We start from the raw sequence: 22,600 nt of genomic DNA, 5'->3' as shown, positions 1-22,600 counted from the left end.
CCTCTAATGCAACTGCAGGCGAATGAATAATACAAATTGGAACACTCAGTTGAGGGAACATAATCCTCCAAATTTACATAAAAGATCAGTTGTTTAAGATTGATGATTTCGTGCTGATTGTGCGTAAACGCGTAAGAACAAAGTTAGTGATTTATGCCCTCAAGATTTCTTCGGCCAATGCGCCAGCTGCTGTGTGTTATGTTTTTTGCAGCAATCGGTTCCATCCAGCCAGTCAAAGCGCAAACGCTCGCCTTCTTAGATCAGCTGCAATTCTGCACTGTGGGATTGAACCGCGCATCTCCCATGGCAACTGGTATCGGCCCCGCGAACATGTTCTACCCTCGTGCTGAGCCAGCGGCAGAGTATGGACAGCCGACATGCGGAGGCACCTGGGCGTTCGATGGCGCTTCCTACCTTGTCACACCACATGGAGCCACTGTGTTTCCAGGTGGCGCATTAAAGCGGCTTGGCTAAACGAAGCCTCTTTTGACAGTGTTACGGCTACGTCTCGCGCCAGAGGTGAGATGCGCCGCAACATGTCTGGGTTGACTGTGGGCCAAATATATCGGGTGACAGCAGATGATTGGCAGGACGACTCTCCTGGCGACACGGCACCAGGTCTAGATTTTGGACCTTCCACGGCCACGCTTGCTATCCTGGCGACAACGTTGCTCGCTCCATTTCAGCGATGGTTTGTGCCAAGAGTGCCTCGCTCTTGATGCGCTTGTACGAGGCAGAAACTGCACCTGGTCGCACAGCGCGGCTACTTCGGCGTCTCGTCGCTTAAGGTCGCCTCCGAGGCTTGCGACCACACCGAGGCCTTCTGCAAGCTGTCGGTCGAGGGCTGCGGCTTTATCTGCAAGATCGCCGCGGGCAGCGGCGTCGGCTTGGGCTTGCGCGCGATAAGTGGCGGCTCGACTGTCGGTGTTGCGGTGCAGGCGCTCAGCACGCGCAAGCCTAGCACGCTCATCAAAATCAACGCCTGTCTTGAGGTTCGCCAGGAGCCATGACTGTCCTCGTCAAAGACATGCTGGAGAATTTCGATTTTTCCGGCATACATACGCTGGCATCGCGGGGTGTCGAGAATGCAACGCATCCATAGACAGCGATAGAACACCTGCTTCGGTCTACCCAGCCAAGTCATGGCTCAAATGGCGTCAGACTTCATCGAAATAAGCCGGTTAGGGCCCGCAAAAGCAACCCTCAAGTGCTGCGCTGCACATCGTCCATTTGAACTGCCATTGGGGTTGATGAATCGGTCTGGACAGCGTTCATCCAGCGACTGCTCCTGGCCAACCGGCGACTGTCGTAGACAGACCCATTGCCATGGCTCTAGACCCATCATCAGGGCCCGAACCGCGAGCGCATAGCACGGAGGCAGCCTCGCGCACTGCCCTGCCGCGCTCATCGCATGCGGCCGCCTGCCACAAGCCGTGGTCGGCGCCACACCACAAGCCCCATCAAGGCCGCCAGCACCGCCAGCGCAAACCCTCCGAGACCAGGCACGGGGGTGGGGTTGCTGGGATTCGTAGGGTTGGTCGGCGTCGTGACCTGCGGGGCAACCGCCGCGCTCGATGCATTGTTGCCCCCCGCTGCATCGCCCCCGCCATTGCTGTCATTGTCCGCACCAGCCCCGCCCACGACCGTGATGCTGGCGTTGCCGGCCATTGTAAAGCTCAGGGTGCAGCTGAGCGTGCCATTGGGCGGCAGATCAGCGGGCGCACTGCAGACAGGCGTGGGGCTGCCGGGCAAGCTGGCGGCGTTGGGGATGGCGCAAAAAGCCTGCAGTGCAGCGGCGCTGCCGGCATTGGTACAGGTGGTTGTGCAGCTGACAGCGGCACCGGCCGCTGCCGTGCCCGGGGTGCATACCGTGGTGCTGAGCATATCGGTCACAGCGCGCAGCGCAAACAGATTGCCACTCGATCCATCGGGCGGCACGCTGATCGCAATGCTTTGCACACCCGTGCTACCCGCCACGCTGGTGTTGAGCGCGCCTGGCGCGCCACTCTCTCCGGTCGTGCCCTGTTGGGTATAGGCCATCTGGTAACCAGCGGGCGGCGTCGTCGTGATAGCGCAGTCTGCACCGGTCGGTACATTCTCAAAACTGAAGCTGCCATCGGCTGCCGCATCCACCGGGCCTGCGCTGTAATCCGGCCCGGTGCACAGCAAAGACACGGCCACGGCCATACCGGCATCCAGGCCGTTGCCATCGTCTTGCGTGTTGGCGGGGTCGCTACCCTCTGCATATACCCGGCCCGAGACATTGGCCACCTGGGTCAGGTTCATCATGAAGGGGATCGCGTTGACCATGTTCTCCTGCGTGGTAAAGCCGATGCAGCCGACCTCCGCGCCTGCCGCCTCGCAAATCTCCGGATCCAGCGGAATGGCTGCAGGCTCAGGGAAAAAGCTGAAAGTAAACTCCTGGCCGTTCATCACCACGGTGCGGTTGACCGAACCGTCGAGCACCCAGATGTCGCTGCAGGGCACGCCGCCTGGCACCACACAGAGGGTCGGGTCGCTGCCGTTAGGAGTTTCAGAGAACTTGATGGTGTAGATGAAGTTCTCATAGGTGTAGGGATCACTGCTGCCTTTGGCTCTCAGACCGAGCGTGGTACTGATCGTGGCACTGGCCAAGGTGGCATAGCTTGAAGCCACGATATTGTTGGTATGGGTGTAGACATTGGCATATTGCGCGGCGCCATTGGCCACCAAGGTACCCGTCTGCTCACTGGCTGAGACACCGATACCACTGCGCCCGGTCCCAGCAGGCCCGCTGGGACATGCTCCCCAGGTGATATCAGTGGGTAAGACCAGTTCGCAGCCATTGGCGGAACCTGGGCCCGCGCCATTGAATGTGGTGGCACCCGTAGTCGTCACAAACCGGGCCGAGACGGTGTAGTCCCATTCCACCGGCGCGGCAGTGGCGCTGCCCATGAACAAGGCGCCAAGCAAACCCAGGACGGTGACGCTTATTCTTCGATGCAACATATTGAACCCCTCAACGAACTTTTGATATTCATTTTTCAACAACGAAAAATGAATCAAGAAAATCTACATGCAATGTAGTGGGTTCGCCATCGGGATATGTTAATTTTTAAAAATTACAATCAGAAACACAAAGCTATCAAACGAAATAATGGAGGATTTAAAGAAATCTCAATAAATCCAAAAAATATTTAAATTAAGCAAAGATGCAGTTTGAAACCATCTGCTAGATTTCTCCCTGTTTTGCGGTTCGCATATACACGATAGATGTAAGTTATGCTAGATAATATTCAATTGATTTAGTTTATCTTGCAGGTGCATATGGGATATTTTTCAATTGGGATGGAGTTTTCAAGATGAGACTAATTCACAGACAGGCTGCTCTTTTTGCAGTGTCGCTTGCAGGGCTGACGGCTGCTGCTGGCGTACAGGCTGCGACATTGGCTTGTGGTGCGCCCTTACGCATTCACACCGCTAAGGCGACCTGGTCAACGGATGCCCAATACGTACCTCCTCCAAGCGGCACCGCCACAGGTGCAGCAGCCATTGTGGACGACTACAAATGGCGCGGCTGGTTTGATAAAACGACTGCGGTGCATACCAGCGGAGCAGGCGATCTTGCCGGGACTCCGCTCCAAGGGGATTGGATTTCTTTTGGCGATGCCCAATACCCAACGGGCGCAGGTGCGACAACGGGTGTCGGCCCCTATCCGGAAGTGAATGCGCGCGGTGTGGTGGCAAATGGTGCCTGGGTTGAAAACAGAATTACTTTCTACTACAACGAGCCTATCACCATTCCCAGCAATATCAAGCTTTCCAGTATCAAGATCATCGGTAGTGGCGGAGTAGATGACAGCTCGGAATTTGTTGTTCGCCCCGCTAGCCCGCCTTCTGGCAGCACGACCTGGTTGCAGATGCAGAATCTGGGAATGAGTTATGGTTCTCCAGGAACTATTAATCTGGACGGTAATGACAACGGTCTGGGTTTCTATTATGGAGACAACACCATCGGTTTTGTGGTGTATAACACTGCATCGACCACCGCCAGTTCTGGAAATCCAACTGGCCTCATTGCAGATTTTGAAATCACGGCCGATTGCCAGGATGAGCCTCCCGCCCAGCCCGCCACCATTCTGGCTTGCCCCGCCGGCAGCCAAGCTGGTGATGAAGTCCGTGTTGGCCCATTCACCACCAACGCCAGAGACTGGAAATGGACGCAGCGCATGAATGCGGCAGGAACCGCCCTGGAGAACGTCGAGCAGCCTTTGTTTGACAGCTACCGGTATCGCAGCTATTTCGATCCAGCATCGCTGGCAACGGCTACCGACGCCCGCTGGATCAGCCCGGGAACGACAAACCCTGCGAGCAGCGACATTCCTGGTGTGCCTTACCCAGTGGCTACCGGCCAGTCACGCGGCATCCAGGACGGCTCCACGTTCGTGATGAACCAGCCTGTCAATATTGGCAGCAATGTCGATTTGGCCAGCATCAAGCTCACCGGGCGGTTTGCCTTTGATGACTATGGAAGCTCCGTCTATGTGAAGCCTGCAGCTGGTGCGGAATCTGCTGCGGGGCCCGTGTATCTGCCCAATGGCTACGGTGCATTCTCCACCTATACAACGTCCGCAGCGCTTGGTTTTGCACGCGGCAATAACACCGTGGGCTTCCGCCTGGATGGCGGTCAAAAAACCAACGATTGCGCCGGCGGCACTTGTGCGTTGGGTGCCATTGCTGACTTCTATGTCACCGCAGCCTGCACGGGTGAGCCTCCAAGTGCCGACCTGTCCATCACCAACGCCAGTGCCGCGACCAGCGTAGCACCTGGTGCAACGGTGACCTACACTGTCACCGCCAGCAATGCCGGCCCGGTGGAAGCCACGGGCGCCACGGTCACCAACACCCTGCCTGCCGCATTGACAGATGCCGCCTGGACCTGTGTGGGCGCAGGCGGCGGCACCTGCAGTGCATCGGGCAGCGGCAATATCAGCGACACGGTCAACCTGCCCGTCGGCGCCAGCGTGACCTACACCGTCACCGCCAAGGTCGCTGCAAATGCCACCGGTTCGCTGGCCAGTACGGCAAGCATCGCGGCTCCAGCGGGCATGGATGACCCCACTCCGGCCAACAACAGTGCAACCGCCAACAGCGTTATCGCCACCCCTGGCTCTGCCACCCCAGTCCCCGCATTGGACCTGGCTGGCTTGGCACTGCTGGGCGGATTGAGTGCCGGTATCGGTGCCTTGGCACTGCGCCGCCGCCAACGCAGCCAGTGAGGGCTAGAAGTCTCAGGGCCTGAAGACTGAGCGAGTTACTACTAATCGCCTCCAGCTGGAGGCGATTTTTTTATTCCAAGACCTTTCGACAATGCAATACCAACAGCCGACTCGGCCATTGCTGACAGGCCGCCCCCACAAACCGGTATGACGAGCGGCATTTGCCAAGACATTGACCAAGCGCTTTAGCCAGACAAGACACCGCCCTCTTTGGGCTGCCTCTGCACAAGCCTCACCAAGCGCGACGGACACCGATCGGGTTAAAACGCTCAACGCGCCCCTTAAAGGCGAACCGGAGGTATTGCCGAGAAAGACATGGGATTGGATCGTCCGAGAGCACGTTCAGACCTTGGCGGGGAGTTGTGCAGAAGTTCCCAAGGCTCACAGCCTATATCACATCCCTGCCGTGAACCGGTATTCGGCACGCATCACGCAGCGGACCATCCATCTGCCTCAAAAAATAGCTGGATAACCCCATTCCCGCTGCACTGTTAAACCGTACCGCCCCATCATTCGCACCCGCTTGGTTGAAAAGGGGTATTGACAATGGCCAATCCCAAGTTATCTACAAAAATCAAAAAATCAAAGGTAATTAAATAAAAACAAAGAAAATGGATAAAAAGCAAAGGTTTTGAATTTGCACACCACCCGATTTGAAACAGCTCACAAAAAAAAATGCTGCCCATGTCCACCTGCGCCTTGACCATGATTTAGGTGTGTGGCATTGTAAACAGCGTGACCGAGTGAATAGAAGGGCATAGGATTCCGCTATCGTGATCCTTCCATCATTCAAAGCCAAGAGAACTTGCATTTTTGTTTTATTACTGCATTCGCTTCAATTCAGTAAAGGGTGAATATGACCGATTCTAAAAAAATGCCGCCTGGCTCAGCCTTTCCAGCATTTTCGTCGCCACTGACGAATTCTCCCGACCTTAAAAAGACATTCAAGCAGCTGCTTATCTCGGCCGCTTTGCTATTACCAGCCGTATCGATGGCACAAGTCGCCTGCGATAGCCGGCTTTTTCTGTCGCAAAACGCACCGACCTCGTTAAACAGCGTGTCTACGGATACCAATCCGATGGTGTTTACCGGCATTGGGGGGGCTTCTGCGGTTTCCTACAATGCCTTGGGCTATTCCCCCACCGATGGCCAAATCTATGCCATGCGCACCGATGCCAATGGCAATAATCTGCTGAGCGTCAACCAGAGCACTGGCGCTGTCACCGTTGTGGGCGCTGTGACGGGGCTGCCAGCGAGTCCCGCTTACAACTCGGGCACGGTGGGCAGCGATGGCACCTACTATGTCAAACCCTTTGGCAACACCTCGGTGATTTATGCCATTGATACGAGCGCACTGACGGCTACCACCATCACCTTGGATACGGCATTCACGGCCTCGGACATCGCCTGGGTCGGTGGCGCTTCCGGGGGCTTGTATTCAGTGTCTGACGCAGGCCAGCTCTATGCCATCGATGTGGGTACTGGAGCCGTCTCGGCCATGGGTACGCCAGACGGCACCGGTGGTGTGCTTGGCGCGCAATTCGGTGCCACCAACGGCATGTTTGGCTCGGCCAACAATGGCAGCGGTTTTTACCAGATCAACCTGCTCACCGGCGTCAAAACGCTCATTGCCGGCTCGCCCGGATCGGGCACCAACGATGGCGCCAACTGCCCGAATGCGCCCATCCGGTTTCCTGCGGATTTGAGCATCACCAAAACCAACGGCCAAACCACCTATGTGCCGGGCACCAATGTCGTCTACACCATTACCGTGCGCAACAACGGTCCGTTCACCGCCGTCGGCGCCAAGGTGACGGATGTATTGCCCAGCGGCATCAGCACCGCCAACTGGTCCTGCAGCGCTTCGGCCGGTGGAAGCTGCACCGCCAGTGGCGCAGGCGGCATTGATGACACCATCAATCTGGCGGTGAATGCGACCGCGACCTATACGCTGACGATGGCCATCCCAGCCAGTTTCACGGGCAATCTGGTGAACACCGCCACCGTCGAAGCCGATGGCTCCAGCGCCAGCGCAGTCAATACCAATCCCGACCCGGACCCCTCCAACGACACGGCAACGGACACCGATACCCCTGCCACTGTTCCCCCCGTTGCGGCACCTACCCCCGTACCCACGATGACCGCGCTGGGCCTGCTCGTGCTGTCTCCATTGATGGGTTTGGCGGGCTTGATGGGCATGTCTCGTCGCCGCAAGGTCTGACCACCGCATATGGGCGTACACGCTGGGCCCTGCTGCGACAAAAGAGCTTCGTAAGTGCCTTATTGGCCCCAGCGAGGCTCTTTTTTTTGGAGCTCGTGCAGCGGAAAGCTTCAAGGCCTTCGATCACGCAGCAATACCCATGCGGGATTCTCTGCACCACCCCTGCTCAATGGGCCGGCCTTCTCCCATGCTTTCACTGGAAAAACATGAAAAATCCATTACTTGCAAAGTTAGCAACCGTGGCCTGCTTCGGGGTTGCGGGCCACGCCATAGCCGCAGATTGCGTCAATGGCGTCAATGCGGCGGGCACCTGCACGGTGCCTGCAGGGGTGACCCACATCAGCTTTGAGGCCTGGGGTGGCGGCTCGAATGACCAGGGCTGGAACGGCATCGCAGGGGGCGGCAGCGGTGGCGGCGGCGGGGCTTATTGCAAAGCCCGTCTTGCAGTGACTGCAGGCAACGAGCTCTTGGTCATCGTCGCTGCCGGCGGCACGCCTGGCTTGGTCAACAGCGCAGATTGGACAGCCACCGGAACGCACAGCACGGGAGGCGGGTTCTCTGCAGTGACGGGGCCCGGTGTGGTCGGTGTGACTGCCAATGGCGGCGGCGGTGGCGGCGGCAGCACCGTGGACCTCAACTATTACGATGGCGCACGCGGCTTACCGGGGGAAGGTGCGACCGCAATCCGTGGCGGCACCGGTGGTGCTGGAGGGGCCAATTTCCTGGGGCGCCCTGGCGGCCTGGGCGGAGGCGGAGGCGCTGGCTCCATCGGAGGCTCGGGTGGCGCAGGTGGCAATGGCGCCAATGGAGTGGACGGAAGTAGCGCACCTGATTGGGATGGCAGCTGGGAAGGGCCCGGCATACCCGGAGGAAATGGGACGGACGGCGGCAATGGCGGGGATGGCGGTAACGGCGGCGACGGTGCCATAGCTGGGATAGGCGGCGCTGGCGGACAGGCGGGCTACGAAGGCCATGGTGGAAACGGTGGCTCGGGCTCTCCCGGCTATGGCTACGGAAACATAGGTACCAATGGCGTACCTGGAGTTCCCGGCATGCCGGGAGCAGACGGCCTGATCCTGACAGGCCCATTGGCCGTTGCAGCATGCGAAGGAGAAAGCATCGCAGGCGCCAATGGATCGGGGGCAAGCGGCGGCGCTGCCGGAGGAGTCAACGTCGGGGCCGGCGCTGGCGGCGACGGTGGGCAACCGGGGCAGGCCGGTATGGTCCGCATGACTTTTGTCGTGGAGCCGGATCCACCGACAACGCCCGTGGAGCCCACCCCCGTGCCCACGATGACAGCCTGGGGCCTGCTCGCGCTCTCGCCCATCATGGGTCTGGCTGGCTTCTTGGGATTCTCGAGGCGCAGCAAGGTCTAGGAACCCTTTGCAACACAGTCTGCTGTGGTCTAAACGCAGGCGCGGGTGAGGCAAAGGATCCCAAGGTATGAAGAGCTTTCCCGCTGGCTTTTTACGCTGGTTTGCGCAGCCCCATGGCTGAGCAACCCCTCCCCCGGCGCCCATCATCCAGCGGCCGTCAATGCACCACCATGGCCAAGAGCACCGCACACAGCAAGGCGATATAGACCTTGGCATGGATACGGTCCGGGATCTTGCCAATCCAGCGCGACGCCAGCCGGATGCCCAACCAGGAGCCCGCCACCAGCACCAGGCAGGCGCGCACATCGATGTAGCCCAGATGCCATGCGCCCAACGGCGCCGTGTTGGACGCCAGCAGCGCGTAGGTGGCGGTGCCCACGATGGCCATCGGCAATGACAGCGGATTGGCTGCCGCAGTAGCGGCCGTCATGCTAGCGCCGCGCCGGCGCATCAGCGGGACGGTCATGACACTGCCGCCGACTCCCAGGCAGGCGGCGATTGCGCCGATAAAAAGCCCCAGCGCAGCGGCCGCTGGCTTGGCCAATGGGCGCATCCGGCTGCTGCGCTCTTGGGTAAAACCGGGCCGCAGCAGGCTGTCGAGAATCGTCAACGCGAGATAGCCGACAAACGCCCAGCGGATCCAGCCGCCGCTCAGCACCAGCACAGCCATCGCCCCAGGGATGGCCCCGAGCGCCACATAGCCCAGCAGCGGCCGCACCTGGCCCCAGGGCACCGTGCCGGCCTGGTGGTGCCGCCAGCTGGCCAGCCCGGCGCCAAAGACCATCACACAGGTGGATGTGGCCACCGCGATGTGCATGGCGGCAAGCCCCTGCGCACTGTCTGCGCCATACACCCCCACCAGCACCGCATACAGCACCGGAACGACGACAAAGCCGCCGCCAAAACCAAACAGCACGGTGGTCACACCAGCCAGAACCCCAAAACACAGCAGCAGCAAATACATGGACAGGGACCATCAACGGTTGCAAAACGCCACGATAGAGCGCCAAGCTGCGGCTGGCTTTCGATAAAAAGCCAAGCATCCTTGCATTTAGGCCAAAATCGGCCGATGCACAACATCCCTCTTGCATCGGTAGATGCCGTGGCCCGGCCGCTCCTGGCCATCAGCACCGACTATGCACCCGGCACCCTGCTGGACACCCACAGCCACCGGCGCGCGCAGGTGCTGTACGGCATGAGCGGCCTGATGGAAGTGGAAACGGACGATGGCGCCTGGGTGATCCCGCCCTTTAGCGGTGTCTGGATCCCCGCTGGCAAGCCCCACCGGGTGCGCATGCAGGGCGTGAGCACACGCAGCCTGTATATCGAGCCCGCCGCTGCGCCCCGCCAGGGCCGGCATTGCGAAGCGCTGGTGGTCAGCGCGCTGCTGCACCAGCTGCTGCTGGCCTCGATCACGATGGAGGCGCTGTATGACGAACAAGGGCGTGATGGCGCCTTGGCCCAGCTGCTGATGCACGAAGTGCGCCAGGCGCCCACCATGCCCTTGTTCGCCCCCATCCCTCAGGACCCGCTGCTGGCTGCGCGGTGCAAGGCCTTCTTGAAGGCGCCACAGATCCGGGCCGCGCCTGAGGCATGGGCTGCTCAGTTGCACAAAAGCCTGCGCAGCTTTAACCGGCATTTTCGGCAGCAGACCGGCATGAGTTTTGGCGCCTGGCGGCAGCAAGCCTGCTTGCTCGCGGCCCTGCCCCGGCTGGCGGGCGGGCAGTCGGTCACCCAGGTCGCTCTTGATCTGGGCTATGACAGCCCCAGTGCTTTTTCGACCATGTTTCGCAAGCGCTTGGGCAGGGCGCCCAGTGGCTTTATGCGGGCCGCGTCATCTGGCAACGAAAATCCGCCGGGCACCGCCCAGTGACAGCAGAACGCCTGCGGCCTGCGACACAATATCGCGGGCTACAAATTCGATAACACCCCATGAATAAAACCGTCCTCGCCTCGCTCGGCCTTCTGCTGCTGGCACACGCCACCTGCTCACAGGCAGACAACAGCAATGGCAAAAATATCTTTGTGCAGCGCTGCGCCATGTGCCATGGCGCTGACCTCCAAGGCAGCGGGCCGCTGGCGCGCAAAAGCAACCCGCCCACACCCGATCTCACCACGGCAGCTTTCAAAAAGCGCTTGCACGATTACCCCGGTGTCATCGTCTCACCGGTGGTGCTCCGGCCCAACGGCGATCTGATTCCGAAAACCTTGCGCGAGAACGGCGTCAAGCTGCCAGCCTTTGCCTGGCGGGTGAAGGATTTGCGGGACTTGAACGAGTACATGGGCGCCGAGATCGCGAAAAGGCGCTAACGCAGACACGACCTGAAGTTCATAGCTTTCCGCTCGGTGGACGCGGTTTGTGCCCCGGTACGGGCCATATCTTGCTGCATGGGCGCCTGCAGCGAGCCATGTTGTAGGCCCGCGCAATGCAGAATGCGAAAAGAGCCGCCACTCGGTCTTGCGGACCTTGGAAGCTCCCAGCTTGCCGTTAACCTACGCGGTGCGCTTGCTGCTTCGGCCCCTGCCCACCACCCCTAAGAGCAACGACAGGCACACCAAGCCCCATGCGCCCAGTGTTGGCACCGGAGCAGGGGCAGCCTGCGCGGAAATGGTGATCGTATAGCTCTGCGTCACGCTGTTGACGGCAGCCTTGGTCGCGCTAGCCAAGCTGATGGCCGTGCTATCCGACACCGTGACACTAAAGGTACTGATCTGGGTCTTTGTGGGTGTGCCTGTGATCGCTCCCGTTGTCAGATCCAGGCTCAAGCCCTCTGGCAGTTCACCATCGAGCACCAGGTGGTAGGGCGCCACGCCCCCTGAAACCCCAATACTGGCGGTGTACGTCTTGCCGACTTGACCATTGGGCAAGCTGGGGTTGACGGTCAGATCCAGTGGATCAATGACGAGCGTGATATTTGTGCTCTTGTCCCGGTTCTCACTGTCAACCACCGAAATGGTGACCTCCGCAGTGGTCGCCTCCGACGGCACACCACTGATAACTCCCGTCTCGGCGCCGATGCTCAACCCTGCCGGCAATCCGCTGGCCGACCAGGTATAAGGAGCAGTCCCCCCACCTGCAGTCATCGTGCTGCTATAGGCCACGCCGATCTTGCCGGCGGGCAAACTCGCCGGTGAAATCGCCAACACCACCAGGGGATAGCCACGCCAGGCCGCACCGGCTTGGTCTACGACCCAGAAGCGACCATTGGCAAAACTAAAGCTGAAATGGGAATCAAAAGAGGTGCCCGCACCAGCCAGGGAAGTCTGGCCAACCCGCTGCCCCGCAGCATCCCAAGCCGATACAACGCCCTGGGAATAGGTAAACCAGTAACTCCCCGATGCACTGATGCCTCGGTTTTGGGGATACTCGTTCTCGCCCGGTTGGGTGCCAAAGCCAACCAAGGCAACGCTGCCCAACGGACTACCCGCGAGGCTCCAACGATAGACGTTTCCTTCTACCAGTGCAATGTATTCGTTGCCGGCGCCGTTCAGCACCACCCCCACCTGCTGCTCCGTCAGATCCGTCAGAGTGACAAGTGGTGCAAATGTGCCGGCAGCCGCCTGCTGGTAAATAGTCGCGTCGTTGAATTGCCTCGCGTACAGGTTTGCGCCTTGCGTGAACACCGACCGAAAGTCCAGTCCGGAGGCAAACTTGGCGACCAGTGCACCGGCACTGCTGTACTGCGCCAGCCGTTCGCCACTTGCGCTGCCGCCTGAAGAAGACCAGTAATGGCTACCGTCATACGCCAGCGTCATCGAGGTGCTGGCCAGTTCGTCTTTGAATGACAGGTCAGAGCTCAGCGTGCCATTGGTAAAAATGCCTGTTTGGGCGAAGCTGCTAGTGGCGGCTACTGCCGCAATGACCAAAGGAAACAGAAGGCGTTTTATGTACATAAATGTTTCTCTGTAATGAGCACCCGCAATGTAACAAAAAACAAGCTATGTGGAAATACTTTTAATAGTTGCTGTTAAACAGCCACAGAGCGACAGGCACCTTTGCTGCAGTTCAGCGCGCGGGCTGCCGCTGCCGCCTCCCAAAAGGTTTGTTCGCTGCACGCTCAGCGCGCCTGCAACCGCGGTGGCGTACATTGCGCCCCACTTCATGCCTGGATCGCGGCGCGTTGTGCCGACCAGCGCATCCGAAGCGCGATGGGAGTCAGGGACTGAATGACGCATGTCAGGCTTCCTTTACATACACATCCGTTTTCGCCCCAAAAACCTGAGCGTTATGGTCACGGGTTGGAAGGCGGCCTGACTGGCCACAGTCGAATTGACTAGACTGGCACCCTCACTCCATGAGGGCGCAATGCAGCAAGAACCCGATTTTGTACAGAACCTGAGGCAAGAATTCGGGGATGGATGGCGCTGGGTGGAGCGTTGCATTGTGCTGGCCTATGCCGCCGCAGCGGGCCTGTGCGTGGTCGGTTTCACGATGGTGGCCGAGAAGGCCTTTGACTGGTTCATGCACATCTACCACTGGCAAGGTGGCTGGGCGGTACTGCTGTGGACGCCATGCCTGACGGCAGCCATTGTCTGGGCCACACGCCGCTGGGCGCCGGGCGCTGCGGGCTCGGGCATTCCACAGGTCATGGCCGCGCAAGAGACGGCGCTCAATGACCAGCAGCGCAGCCGCTTTGTCTCGCTGTGGCTGTCCGCCTGCAAGATTGCGCTGGCTGGCCTCGGGTTTCTGGCGGGGCTGTCGATTGGCCGCGAAGGGCCGTCCGTGCAGGTGGCCGCCGGCGTCATGCACCATGCCAAGCGCTGGTTTGGTCCGCGCTCGGGCATCACCAGCCATGCGCTGCTGGTGGCAGGCGGTGCAGCGGGCATTGCAGCCGCCTTCAATGCGCCGCTGGCAGGGATCGTTTTCGCCATTGAGGAGCTGTCCCGCAAGCTGGAATCTCGCGCCAGCGGCCTGATCATTGCCGCCATCGTGCTGGCCGGTCTGATGGGCGTTTCCGCATTTGGCAACCTGAACTATTTTGGGCGCATCCAGGTGCCCAGCCTCAACTGGCACGCACTGCTGCCCGGAATCTGTGTGGCCTTGAGCTGCGGCGTATTGGGGGGCCTGTTTGCCAAGCTCATGGCCGCGTCCCTGACCGGCGCGCCAGAGCGCCTCAACCGCCTGCGCGCGCAGTATCCCATCCGCTTTGCAGCTGCTGGCGGCTTGCTGATTGCCGTCATCGGCCTGTCCACCAGCGGCGCCACCTTTGGCGCCGGTTCGGAAGAAGTCAAGCACATGCTGGCGGGAGAGGCCGAGTTGCCTGCGCTGTATGTGACGCTCAAATTCATCGCCACCTGGCTGTCTGCCTGGGTGGGCGTGCCTGGCGGGATCTTCGCGCCCTCGCTGTCGATTGGCGCAGGTGTGGGCCACAACGTCTCGCTGATGCTGGGCAGCGACATCGCCCCCGCCTTGATTGCGATGGGCATGGCCGCGTTCCTGGCCGCCGTTACGCAAGCGCCGCTCACGGCCTTCATCATCGTGATGGAGATGGTCGATGGGCACTCGATGGTGCTGAGCCTGATGGCCGCTGCGATGCTGGCCAGCCTGGTCTCGCGCATGATCGCCAGGCCGCTGTATGAGACGCTGGCCAACTACATGCTCAGCCAGGTGCAGAGCACGCAGCCTCCGCCAGCGGAGCAGGCCGTGCAAAAGCCAGCCGCTTCATCCTGATCATCCAGATCGCCCTGGCCCAGGCCCATAGGTAGCGCTGTCCATCCCGGTGGTGCCATTGCCACTGCCGCGCTCCAGCGTCACTGTGACCCGCGCCAGGTCATGCACAGGTGCCAGCTGCGCTTTGTATTGCGCGAGCGCCTGGGGTTATGGGCTGCGCACAGCCACGATGGCCGCACATCGCTTTGGCCCGATCAGCGGCTGACACCGCTAGAGCGGGCTGGCGGCCTGCCAAACAATGGGACGGACGGCGCAGCCCCAAGGTCACACCTACGGCCATCTTCGTGATGGCCACCTGCTCAAGCAGCATCCTCAGTGAGCACGCGCGGGCTCTATCGATGAGCAACCGGTTCAGGGCCTTATTCATACCAACGGTCAGACAATTATTAAACAACCATTATTAATTGTTTTGATTTATCTTGCCATTGAATAAAAGCTGCGTTGATTGTGAACAATATTAATTTCCATCGCTATTTATACCTTCGCCCGCCCAAAAATATAAATAACAAACTTCTTTAAATAAAACCAAAGATGCCTGAATGGTATTGCGTTGTACAGTTCCAACTGTAAGTTTTGTTTTGCCGCCAAGCCCTTAAGAGACATGAACCCATAACTTTCTGCACATTCATGTCAAATATATGGGTCTTGACCTATTAGCCAGCAGTTATCAGGCAATTATCTCCACCCGGGTTATCTGGTTGTGCGGCCATAGAGGCAGCCCCATACCCTGCCGCATTGAATGAATGGTGGGTATTTTTCTCAACCGAGGCATATTTTCGCCTCCCCTGGAGAATGGAATTGAATCATGCGACAACAAATGCAGACCCTTGCTGCAGCGCTTGCGATGGCGGTGCCTGGCTTGTCCAGCGCCGCGTTCGTTTCTGGTGCGGTGAATTACAACTTCAGTTCGATCTATTCCGGGACCTCGGAAGAGCTCAGATACGATGCCAATGGGGCGCTGTATAGCGATGAGTCAGTACTGCTGATTTGCATTGACCATTCCACACAACCGCCTTTTGCCAACGCCGCCACACCCGTCCCCCAAGCCCAATTTGACACGGAAGCGGGCGCCAGCGCCATCAAGGGCGCCTCAGGAGCGGCGGGCGAGGCAGCGATTTACTGGCTGCTCGACCAGTACTACCTCAGCTATTACAAGAATGGGAGCGTGGAGCAGCGGCGAGCCCTCCAGTATGCACTGTGGGAGCTTGGCAACGACTACGACGGAAGCGCCGCCAGCATCAACATCAGTGCAGGCGCATCCCGTCCTGCTTCAGAGAACGTCATTGAGTATGGCGGCTCGGACCAAGCCGCATTTGTAAGCGCGTACAACTCCTTGTACGACGCCATGAAGGCCAGTCTGCCGACGCTGCGTACCTCCTACCGGTCCGGCACCTACACGATGGACCTGTTTCGCAATCGCGATCCTGCCTACCAGCACATGGTGGCCTTGATCGAACGCGCACCACCGAACACCGTACCGATTGCCGAGCCGACGATCACCGGCACCTCGCAGGTCGGCTCCACCGTGACCGGCAGCTACACCTATGCGGACAACAACAACGACGTTGAAAACCCCAGCGGTACCACCTACCAGTTTGTGACCAGCGCCAGTCCCAGCATCAGCAGCTCCAGCGACGGCACGGTAGTGGCGAGCGGAACAACCGGAGGTGCAAGCCAGACGCCCACCTACACCTTGCAGCCAGCGGACCAGGATAAAAATATCTTTTTCTGCGTCAGGCCAGATGCACAAACCGGCGCAACCCCCGGGCTGGAGGTCTGCACTACCGCGCTGGGCCCGGTGACCGAGCTGCCACCCAATGTGGTGCCCACGGCCGTCCCGTCGATCACCGGCACACCCCAGGTCGGCTCCACCGTGACCGGCAGCTACACCTATGCGGACAACAACAGCGACGTTGAAAACCCCAGCGGCACCACCTACCAGTTTGTGACCAGCCCCAACCCCAGCATCAGCAGCTCCAGCGACGGCACAGTAGTAGCGAGCGGCACCACCGGGGGGGCAGGCCAGACGCCTACCTATACCCTGCAAGCCGCAGACCTGAACCAATATGTCTTCTTCTGCGTCAAGCCTGCCGCGCAAACCGGTGCAAGCCCTGGGCTGGAGGTGTGCACCAGCCCTGTAGGGCCGGTCACCACCCGCGTGGTGCAGCAGGCGCCTACACCGGTGCCAGGCTTGGGCCCCTGGGCGCTCATGGGCTTGACACCGCTGATCGCCCTGCTGGGGATCCGGCGCCAGCGCAAGCACATCGGCTAAATACCATCGCCGATCACGGATAGCCACCGCAAGGTGGCTTTTTCATGTCCACGCATGCTGGGCAGATGTGCCGGCGGCTGGCTCAGCCCGCATGTTCCTTTGCGGGTAGTTTCTGGTCGGGCGCAGGCACCTTGACCCAAAGACCACCAAGGCAAAAGCGCCGGAGCTGTGTTGCACAGCACACGGCGCTCTGCGCGACATGATCGACCTTAAGCAGTGGCCTTCGGATACACAAACTGGGGCAGGCCCTGCAAGGTCTCCTTGCTCGCATCGGGGAGCAGCAAGCCGTACTTGCCCACTTTGAAACGCGAGAACTCAATGGCGACATCGTAGGTGCCCAGGCCCATAAAGCCGCCAATGCCGACAATGGCAAAAATAAGATTGTCTTCCTTGCCGACGATCACATCATCCACGGTACCAATTTCCTGGCCGTTGGTATCGTGCACCGGCTCGCCGATGAACTCTTTCCTGACGCTCCAACCCGTTGCCAGAACCTCAGCCCCCCGGGGCGAGATCGCAAAAGGTGTATGGATGGTGACTGTTTCTTGGTTATCCATAGATCCACCACAAAAATTGATGCAGGCTCAAACTGTAGCAATCTTTACGTGCACTGGTGCCCTCGCCAGGCCAACTCTCAGCAAAAAGGCATGGCGTCTGACAATAGCGTCTAACACAGCTTCAACGCCCATGAAATCCCCAGAATACGGGATAGTAAATACTTGCAAATGCGATACATTTGTTTGCATTCCACACACATGGAGATTGCGATGAAAACATTGCTGTGCGCCGGCGCCCTGGCCATCGGGGGCTTTGCCTCGGCCGCGAATGCGGCGTTGGTGCAGTGGACCCTGACAGACGTGAAGTTTGTCGATGGCGGCACCGCCTCTGGCTCCTATGTGTTTGATGCCACCACCCAGACCTTTAGCGCCATCAATGTGACCGCCACGAGCACGGAGGGCATACCGGCTGCCAGCTTCAGCAATACCTGCGATGGCTCCAACTGCGACGCCTACCTGCCCGACCCGGCACAAAACATGATCTTTGTGCCTGCTGACACCAGCGATCTGACGGGCAAGCAAGTCATTTTGCTGGACCTGCAAAGCCCGATGACGGATGCCGGTGGCACGATTGCGATCAAGCCGCCTGAAGCAGAAGCGGCAGTCACGGTGGCACTACGGAACAAGGCCTTTTCCACCTTCTGCCCCGATGCCACCTGTTCAGGCCCAGGCGCCATGCGATTTATCGCCTCGGGTGAGGTGGTCGGTCGTGCGGTGGTAGTGCCTGCCGTGGCTCCCACCCCGGTGCCCACCCTGGCCCCATGGAGCCTGGCCTTGCTGTCGCTGGTGCTGGCACCCATCGCCTGGATGCAGCAACGCCGCCAACGCGCAGTGGCAAAGCCAGCGCGGCGCTGAGCCAGGCACGGTCCCCGGCTACTGCAACGGGGATAGCCTGGGGCGCTTAGCCCGCGTTGCGGCTGGATTCAAACAGGAACCAGGTGCGGCGCTCGGTCTCGTCAATCCAGTTTTCCAGCAGGCTGGACGAGGCAATATCGCGGTGCTCGTCGGTCACGTTGTGGGCTTCGCGCAGGCGGGCGGCGAGCTGCTGGTTGTCCTCACGCAGCTCGGCCAGCATATCGAGCGGATCGACATAGTCGGCATCGTTGTCGCTGATGCGCTGCAGGCGCGCGATGTGGCCAATGGAGCGCAAGGTCGTGCCGCCCACTTTGCGGATGCGCTCGGCAATCGCGTCGGTCATCGCATAGAGCTGGTCGGCCTGTTCATCGAGCAGCAGGTGGTAGTCACGGAAGTGCGGGCCGCTCATGTGCCAGTGGAAATTCTTGGTCTTCAGGTAGAGCGCAAACACATCGGCCAGGATGCCGTTGAGGGCCGCGCTGATGTCCTTGGTGGCCCCGGCATCCAGATCGCTGGGCGTTGCCAGCGGGGCCTTGCGGCGGGCTTTGATATCCGTTTTCGTGCTGCGTTCAGATTTGGCCATGGTGTACCTTTCAAACAAGCATTGAAGACAAACGAAGCGAGAGCGAGTGGCGCCAGCGGCCAGTATCTGGCCCGATGATGGCAGCCAGATGGCGGCGCGCATGTTGTTCAGCTCTCTTATTCAGAGAGCCACTAGCTTCATACCAAAGCAGAGAAAACCCTGTCAGCCAATGCCGACGATAGGGGGCTATGCACGCCCATGCTTGACACAGATCAGCGATCGAAGCCCGGCGCGCTGCGGTAAGGGTTCTGAAAGATCGCCTCGACCGGCAGCTCAAACACCACGCTGATGCGGTAGGCCAGGTCCAGCGACGGGTCGTGCTTGCCCGTCTCCAGCGCGTTGACGGCCTGGCGCGATACCCCCAGGCGCTGCGCCAGATCGGCCTGGGTCCATTGGGCCTGGGCGCGCAGCGTACGCAGATGGTTGTCCATCTCAGCTGCGCAGCCGCATCACGCCAGTGACGAGCCCCCAGACCAGCCAGAACAGCGGCACCACCAGCCAGGCCGGTGCATGGGGCGCTGCGGCATAGCTCTCGCCAAAGCCCCAGACGCTGCACAGTATCAGCACCAGGCCGCAGGCGATCACCACGCTGCGGACGGCCTGCGCGCGCTGGTACTCGTCCGCTGCCTGTATCCACTGCAAGGACGCACGCAGCTGCGCGGCAATCGGTAGCGCAACGGCCAGCGCCAGCAGCCAGGCCGCGGGCGTGCCAAGGATGGCATCAAAAACGCCCACGATGACCAGCGCATGGAGGGCGCAGTACAGGCCCATCCACAGCGCTGTGCGGAGGAAGTAGGCGCGCATGCTGGGGCTGGGGTAAGGGGGAGGAAGAGCGTTATGCATGGTCAGGATAAAGCGAGATGTAAAGTAAACCTGACTTTAGCAAATGTCAGGTTTACTTGTCAATGGCTGCCTGCATCGCAGACCACACCTTCGGTGCAGCCGCAAGCCACGCCCACCCCACCCTCCACCGTTGACAAGGCCACTGCAGGCAGCCTGCCCGCACCGGAGCAGCAGCAAAATGCCACAACTCTGTGGACAATTATCAAAAGGCATCCCTGGGCAGCGTTGGTAACAGACGCGGACAATCCGATTTGGAATAATAAAAAATCAATTGAATTCTTGGATGTCATTTACGATGTTTTTCCGGTCCACACCACAGCCCCAAGCCTGGCTTGCCAGCTCGCTGCTGGCGACAGCCATGGCCGTCTGTGCCCTGCCGGCGCAAGCCCAGAGCCCCGTCACCATCGACTGCAGCCCCAACTCGCTGGCGCAGCTCAACACCGGCCAGCCCAGTGCATCCAACCCAGCCATCGACGGACGTTGGCGCTTCCAGTACCTGGCGGCCTACGCGGGCAGCTCGCCTGCCAACTGGGGCAGTTTTGGTGATGCAGCCATCGTCACCAGCCGCAACGCGAGCTGGACCAGCACGCCAGCCAACAGCAGCACCGCGCAGTGGATTGGCCTCAATGCCTGGGGCGGCCAGCCCTACATCGATGGCGCCAACTTTGGCAATATCGATGGGCTGTTCCAGGTGCAGTTCAACCTCGACCCCAGCGTGTCTCTGGGTAGCTTTCAGCCCTCGATGACCTACAGCGCCGACAACTCGGTGGTGGATATCTTCATCAACGGCCAATCGCAGCTGGCACGCGGTGCGGGAACCTGGGGTCTGCCCCAAGCGGGCAGCGCCAACCAGTTTGGCTACAACGGCTTTGGCAGCTCTCGCTGGCTCACCATTGCGATGGCCTCGCCCGATTGGCAGGCAGGGGCCAACACCATCACGGTCTATGTCAAAAGCGGCAACCCCGCCATGGGCTTTGCCGCCGCCATCGCAGGGGCCAATGCCTGTACCGCCAATGAGGCGCCCAGCGTCATCCCTGCCGTCAATGGCCAGCCCGAGGTCGGCCAGACGCTGACCGGCAGCTACAGCTATGCCGACACCGAAACCGACCCTGAAGATGGCAGCACGGCAGGTACGCGCTACCAATGGGTGCGCAGTGCCAATGCCGACCTGACCCAGGCGGCCCAGGGTACGGTGCTGCAGTCAGGCAACACGATGGGCGCATCGGGCACCGTGACCTACACCACGCAAGCGGCCGACGACAAGGCCTATCTGTACTACTGCGTCACCCCCGTGGCCCAGCGTGGCACCCTGGTGGGTGCCGAGGTCTGCAGTGCCGCCTTTGGGCCGATCAAGACCACGACGCCGCCGCAACCGGCCACGCCCAAGGCAGTTCCGCTGCTCGATATCTGGGCCTTGCTCGGTCTGTCGGGCCTGGTTGCCGGATGGGGCCTGGCGCGTGCACGCAAACGACCGCAGGCCTGATGCCAGCCACCTGCGGGTGGCTTTGTGGTGGCGCTGGCGCTGCGTTGCGCCTCAGAGCTGAAAGGCGACTGCGCGCACCAGCCCCTCCCCTACATCGCGCCACCAGCCAGGGGCGCGGTAGGCGTAGGGGGAGCTTTGCGCCATCTGCTGCTCAGACCACTGCTGCAGCCAGGCGATGTCGGGGGCGCTGTAGAAGGCGGTCATCGCCTCGTAGTTCAAGAACAGGCTGCGCCCGTCGAGGTTGGCCGATCCGCACAGCCCCATGCGGTCGTCCACCACCACCACCTTGGCATGCACCATGTGGGGGGAGCAAAATACCTCTGCCCCCGCCAGCACCAAGGCGCGCAACGCGCGCTCGCGCGCCCAGTCGGCCAGGCGGTGGTTGGAGCGCTGGGGCACCACCACGCGCAGGTGCACGCCGCGCCGGCAGGCCAGGCACCAGGCTTCGATCAGCGCGTCATCGGGCACAAAATACGGGCTCACCAAGGTGATGGAGGTCTGCGCATGGAAGGCGCTGGCCAGGTAGAGCGCATGCAAGGTGTCGTCGGCATGGTCGGGCCCGCTGGGCAGCCACTGCGCCCAGGCCTGGTCCCCGCCACCCAGCGCCATCGCCGGCGACAGCCACACTGGGCGGCGCCGCCCTCGGGCTGCACGCCAGTCCGCCTCGAACTGCGCCGTCACCACACCGGCCAAGGCCCCTTGCACGTTGAAGCTCAGGTCCACCCAGGCCGGGTGCCCGGCGCTGCTGGGCAAAAAATACTCATCGGCCAGATTGCGCCCACCGCTCCAGACATGCACGCCATCGGCCACGGCCAGCTTGCGGTGGTTGCGCAGGTTGCTGCCGCCGCGAATGGGCTGGAGCATCGGCACCATGAAACGGCGCACCAGCACGCCCGAGCGCCGCAACTGGCGCAGCCGCGACGGCAGCAGGCGCCAGCAGCCCACGCCATCGAGCAGCAAGCGCACCCTGACGCCGCGCGCCGCTGCCTGCTGCAGCGCCGTGCCAATCTGGCGCCCCACCACATCGTCGGCAAACACATAGGTGCACAGGTCCAGATTGCGCTGGGCCTGCTCGATCAGACGCAGCAACTGCTGCAGGGCCTGCAAACCATCCTGGTGAAACACCACCTTGGCATTGGGCTGGGCGGCATCGAGCTCCATGCTCGCCAGCAGCTGGCCGGCCCAGGCCGGCACCTGCTTGGGCACGCTGCTGCGGCGCTGCCCGCTGTTGGGGATGACCGCATGCGCCGGGGGCCGCACCGCCTTGCGCGGCCCGAACACCAGAAACAGCGGCAAAAAGAGATAGGGAAAGGTGACCATGCCCAGCACCCAGCCAATGGCCGATGCCGGGTGGCGGCGCTGGTGGCCGGCGCGTGTGACCAGCGTGTAGACCAAAAGCGCCACCATCACCGCAATCGTGTGGCCCAGGCCGGACAGGACGGTCACGCGCAGCATCTGCTAGCCCCCGTCTGCTGGTGCAG

The 22,600-nt window shown here is 60.7% G+C and carries 19 protein-coding genes; 9 read left to right on the top strand and 10 right to left on the bottom strand.

All coding sequences use genetic code 11. From position 1 onward, the window contains the following. Positions 1-763: 763 nt before the first annotated feature. Together F0Q04_RS07455 and F0Q04_RS07450 are read right to left on the bottom strand one after the other, a co-directional pair. Positions 764-1,144 (bottom strand): hypothetical protein, encoded by a 381-nt coding sequence (locus F0Q04_RS07455; protein WP_182345081.1) that lies wholly within the window; start codon positions 1,142-1,144, stop codon positions 764-766. A gap of 260 nt (positions 1,145-1,404) precedes the next feature. Next, the gene (locus tag F0Q04_RS07450) at positions 1,405-2,988 is read right to left on the bottom strand and encodes a THxN family PEP-CTERM protein (protein WP_269780261.1); all 1,584 of its coding nucleotides are present in this window, start codon (positions 2,986-2,988) and stop codon (positions 1,405-1,407) included. Between the two features lie 353 nt (positions 2,989-3,341). Here F0Q04_RS07450 and F0Q04_RS07445 point away from each other — a divergent pair, with 353 nt between their 5' ends. After that, positions 3,342-5,258 (top strand): DUF11 domain-containing protein, encoded by a 1,917-nt coding sequence (locus F0Q04_RS07445; RefSeq protein WP_182345079.1) that lies wholly within the window; start codon positions 3,342-3,344, stop codon positions 5,256-5,258. Between the two features lie 840 nt (positions 5,259-6,098). Here the strand turns inward: F0Q04_RS07445 and F0Q04_RS07440 are convergent. Next, positions 6,099-6,353, bottom strand: coding sequence for a hypothetical protein (locus F0Q04_RS07440; RefSeq protein ID WP_182345078.1), 255 nt, complete (start codon positions 6,351-6,353; stop codon positions 6,099-6,101). Here F0Q04_RS07440 and F0Q04_RS07435 point away from each other — a divergent pair. Together F0Q04_RS07435 and F0Q04_RS24170 are read left to right on the top strand one after the other, a co-directional pair. Beyond that, on the top strand, positions 6,250-7,479 hold the full coding sequence (locus tag F0Q04_RS07435) for a DUF6923 family protein (protein ID WP_420093977.1): 1,230 nt from the start codon (positions 6,250-6,252) through the stop codon (positions 7,477-7,479). The two genes, F0Q04_RS07440 and F0Q04_RS07435, sit on opposite strands and share 104 nt — an antisense overlap. A gap of 206 nt (positions 7,480-7,685) precedes the next feature. Further along, positions 7,686-8,855 (top strand): hypothetical protein, encoded by a 1,170-nt coding sequence (locus tag F0Q04_RS24170; RefSeq protein WP_182345076.1) that lies wholly within the window; start codon positions 7,686-7,688, stop codon positions 8,853-8,855. A 157-nt stretch (positions 8,856-9,012) separates the two neighbouring features. Here the strand turns inward: F0Q04_RS24170 and F0Q04_RS07425 are convergent, their stop codons facing one another. Then, positions 9,013-9,819, bottom strand: a complete 807-nt coding sequence (locus F0Q04_RS07425; RefSeq protein ID WP_182345075.1) for a sulfite exporter TauE/SafE family protein — start codon at positions 9,817-9,819, stop codon at positions 9,013-9,015. Positions 9,820-9,924: 105 nt separating this feature from the next. Here F0Q04_RS07425 and F0Q04_RS07420 point away from each other — a divergent pair, with 105 nt between their 5' ends. Both F0Q04_RS07420 and F0Q04_RS07415 read left to right on the top strand, forming a co-directional pair. Beyond that, positions 9,925-10,728 carry an AraC family transcriptional regulator gene (locus F0Q04_RS07420; protein ID WP_182345074.1) on the top strand — a complete coding sequence of 268 codons (804 nt, stop codon included), beginning with the start codon at positions 9,925-9,927 and terminating at the stop codon, positions 10,726-10,728. Positions 10,729-10,787: 59 nt separating this feature from the next. Next, positions 10,788-11,165, top strand: coding sequence for a c-type cytochrome (locus F0Q04_RS07415; RefSeq protein ID WP_116924657.1), 378 nt, complete (start codon positions 10,788-10,790; stop codon positions 11,163-11,165). A 183-nt stretch (positions 11,166-11,348) separates the two neighbouring features. Here the strand turns inward: F0Q04_RS07415 and F0Q04_RS07410 are convergent, their stop codons facing one another. Further along, positions 11,349-12,749, bottom strand: coding sequence for an IPTL-CTERM sorting domain-containing protein (locus F0Q04_RS07410; protein ID WP_182345073.1), 1,401 nt, complete (start codon positions 12,747-12,749; stop codon positions 11,349-11,351). A 412-nt stretch (positions 12,750-13,161) separates the two neighbouring features. Between F0Q04_RS07410 and F0Q04_RS07405 the strand changes: the two genes are divergently transcribed. Beyond that, on the top strand, positions 13,162-14,526 hold the full coding sequence (locus tag F0Q04_RS07405; RefSeq protein ID WP_182345072.1) for a chloride channel protein: 1,365 nt from the start codon (positions 13,162-13,164) through the stop codon (positions 14,524-14,526). Between the two features lie 805 nt (positions 14,527-15,331). Then, positions 15,332-16,798: an IPTL-CTERM sorting domain-containing protein gene (locus tag F0Q04_RS07400; RefSeq protein WP_182345071.1), complete on the top strand. Its 1,467-nt coding sequence runs from the start codon at positions 15,332-15,334 to the stop codon at positions 16,796-16,798. A gap of 209 nt (positions 16,799-17,007) precedes the next feature. On the opposite strand, the gene F0Q04_RS07395 is transcribed toward F0Q04_RS07400, so the two are convergent. Further along, entirely contained in the window at positions 17,008-17,355 is a 348-nt protein-coding gene (locus F0Q04_RS07395; protein ID WP_116924653.1) for a PRC-barrel domain-containing protein, read from the bottom strand. 210 nt (positions 17,356-17,565) lie between these two features. Between F0Q04_RS07395 and F0Q04_RS07390 the strand changes: the two genes are divergently transcribed. After that, the gene (locus F0Q04_RS07390; RefSeq protein WP_182345070.1) at positions 17,566-18,210 is read left to right on the top strand and encodes an IPTL-CTERM sorting domain-containing protein; all 645 of its coding nucleotides are present in this window, start codon (positions 17,566-17,568) and stop codon (positions 18,208-18,210) included. A 46-nt stretch (positions 18,211-18,256) separates the two neighbouring features. Here the strand turns inward: F0Q04_RS07390 and F0Q04_RS07385 are convergent, their stop codons facing one another. From F0Q04_RS07385 to F0Q04_RS07375, 3 genes are all read right to left on the bottom strand, one after another. Beyond that, positions 18,257-18,793, bottom strand: coding sequence for a Dps family protein (locus F0Q04_RS07385; RefSeq protein ID WP_182345069.1), 537 nt, complete (start codon positions 18,791-18,793; stop codon positions 18,257-18,259). A gap of 212 nt (positions 18,794-19,005) precedes the next feature. Next, entirely contained in the window at positions 19,006-19,224 is a 219-nt protein-coding gene (locus F0Q04_RS07380; RefSeq protein WP_116924650.1) for a helix-turn-helix transcriptional regulator, read from the bottom strand. A 1-nt stretch (position 19,225) separates the two neighbouring features. Then, complete coding sequence (locus tag F0Q04_RS07375; RefSeq protein WP_133248063.1) at positions 19,226-19,636, bottom strand: hypothetical protein; 411 nt, start codon at positions 19,634-19,636, stop codon at positions 19,226-19,228. 358 nt (positions 19,637-19,994) lie between these two features. Here F0Q04_RS07375 and F0Q04_RS07370 point away from each other — a divergent pair, with 358 nt between their 5' ends. Continuing rightward, positions 19,995-21,119: an IPTL-CTERM sorting domain-containing protein gene (locus F0Q04_RS07370; RefSeq protein ID WP_182345068.1), complete on the top strand. Its 1,125-nt coding sequence runs from the start codon at positions 19,995-19,997 to the stop codon at positions 21,117-21,119. 51 nt (positions 21,120-21,170) lie between these two features. On the opposite strand, the gene F0Q04_RS07365 is transcribed toward F0Q04_RS07370, so the two are convergent. Next, positions 21,171-22,574, bottom strand: a complete 1,404-nt coding sequence (locus F0Q04_RS07365) for a phospholipase D-like domain-containing protein (RefSeq protein ID WP_182345067.1) — start codon at positions 22,572-22,574, stop codon at positions 21,171-21,173. Positions 22,575-22,600: the final 26 nt, after the last annotated feature.

The organism is Comamonas koreensis (assembly GCF_014076495.1).
GTDB lineage: Bacteria > Pseudomonadota > Gammaproteobacteria > Burkholderiales > Burkholderiaceae_C > Comamonas > Comamonas squillarum.
The sequence above is the reverse complement of the archived record's forward strand: the minus strand, read 5'-3'. Positions and strand labels throughout refer to the sequence as shown.

What these genes read in the sequence shown, in the direction of transcription:
- F0Q04_RS07455 (WP_182345081.1), bottom strand. Translation starts at nt 1,144, where the DNA reads ATGACTTGGCTGGGTAGACCGAAGCAGGTGTTCTATCGCTGTCTATGG.
- F0Q04_RS07450 (WP_269780261.1), bottom strand. Translation starts at nt 2,988, where the DNA reads ATGTTGCATCGAAGAATAAGCGTCACCGTCCTGGGTTTGCTTGGCGCC.
- F0Q04_RS07445 (WP_182345079.1), top strand. Translation starts at nt 3,342, where the DNA reads ATGAGACTAATTCACAGACAGGCTGCTCTTTTTGCAGTGTCGCTTGCA.
- F0Q04_RS07435 (WP_420093977.1), top strand. Translation starts at nt 6,250, where the DNA reads ATGGCACAAGTCGCCTGCGATAGCCGGCTTTTTCTGTCGCAAAACGCA.
- F0Q04_RS07440 (WP_182345078.1), bottom strand. Translation starts at nt 6,353, where the DNA reads ATGCCGGTAAACACCATCGGATTGGTATCCGTAGACACGCTGTTTAAC.
- F0Q04_RS24170 (WP_182345076.1), top strand. Translation starts at nt 7,686, where the DNA reads ATGAAAAATCCATTACTTGCAAAGTTAGCAACCGTGGCCTGCTTCGGG.
- F0Q04_RS07425 (WP_182345075.1), bottom strand. Translation starts at nt 9,819, where the DNA reads ATGTATTTGCTGCTGCTGTGTTTTGGGGTTCTGGCTGGTGTGACCACC.
- F0Q04_RS07420 (WP_182345074.1), top strand. Translation starts at nt 9,925, where the DNA reads ATGCACAACATCCCTCTTGCATCGGTAGATGCCGTGGCCCGGCCGCTC.
- F0Q04_RS07415 (WP_116924657.1), top strand. Translation starts at nt 10,788, where the DNA reads ATGAATAAAACCGTCCTCGCCTCGCTCGGCCTTCTGCTGCTGGCACAC.
- F0Q04_RS07410 (WP_182345073.1), bottom strand. Translation starts at nt 12,749, where the DNA reads ATGTACATAAAACGCCTTCTGTTTCCTTTGGTCATTGCGGCAGTAGCC.
- F0Q04_RS07405 (WP_182345072.1), top strand. Translation starts at nt 13,162, where the DNA reads ATGCAGCAAGAACCCGATTTTGTACAGAACCTGAGGCAAGAATTCGGG.
- F0Q04_RS07400 (WP_182345071.1), top strand. Translation starts at nt 15,332, where the DNA reads ATGCGACAACAAATGCAGACCCTTGCTGCAGCGCTTGCGATGGCGGTG.
- F0Q04_RS07395 (WP_116924653.1), bottom strand. Translation starts at nt 17,355, where the DNA reads ATGGATAACCAAGAAACAGTCACCATCCATACACCTTTTGCGATCTCG.
- F0Q04_RS07390 (WP_182345070.1), top strand. Translation starts at nt 17,566, where the DNA reads ATGAAAACATTGCTGTGCGCCGGCGCCCTGGCCATCGGGGGCTTTGCC.
- F0Q04_RS07385 (WP_182345069.1), bottom strand. Translation starts at nt 18,793, where the DNA reads ATGGCCAAATCTGAACGCAGCACGAAAACGGATATCAAAGCCCGCCGC.
- F0Q04_RS07380 (WP_116924650.1), bottom strand. Translation starts at nt 19,224, where the DNA reads ATGGACAACCATCTGCGTACGCTGCGCGCCCAGGCCCAATGGACCCAG.
- F0Q04_RS07375 (WP_133248063.1), bottom strand. Translation starts at nt 19,636, where the DNA reads ATGCATAACGCTCTTCCTCCCCCTTACCCCAGCCCCAGCATGCGCGCC.
- F0Q04_RS07370 (WP_182345068.1), top strand. Translation starts at nt 19,995, where the DNA reads ATGGCCGTCTGTGCCCTGCCGGCGCAAGCCCAGAGCCCCGTCACCATC.
- F0Q04_RS07365 (WP_182345067.1), bottom strand. Translation starts at nt 22,574, where the DNA reads ATGCTGCGCGTGACCGTCCTGTCCGGCCTGGGCCACACGATTGCGGTG.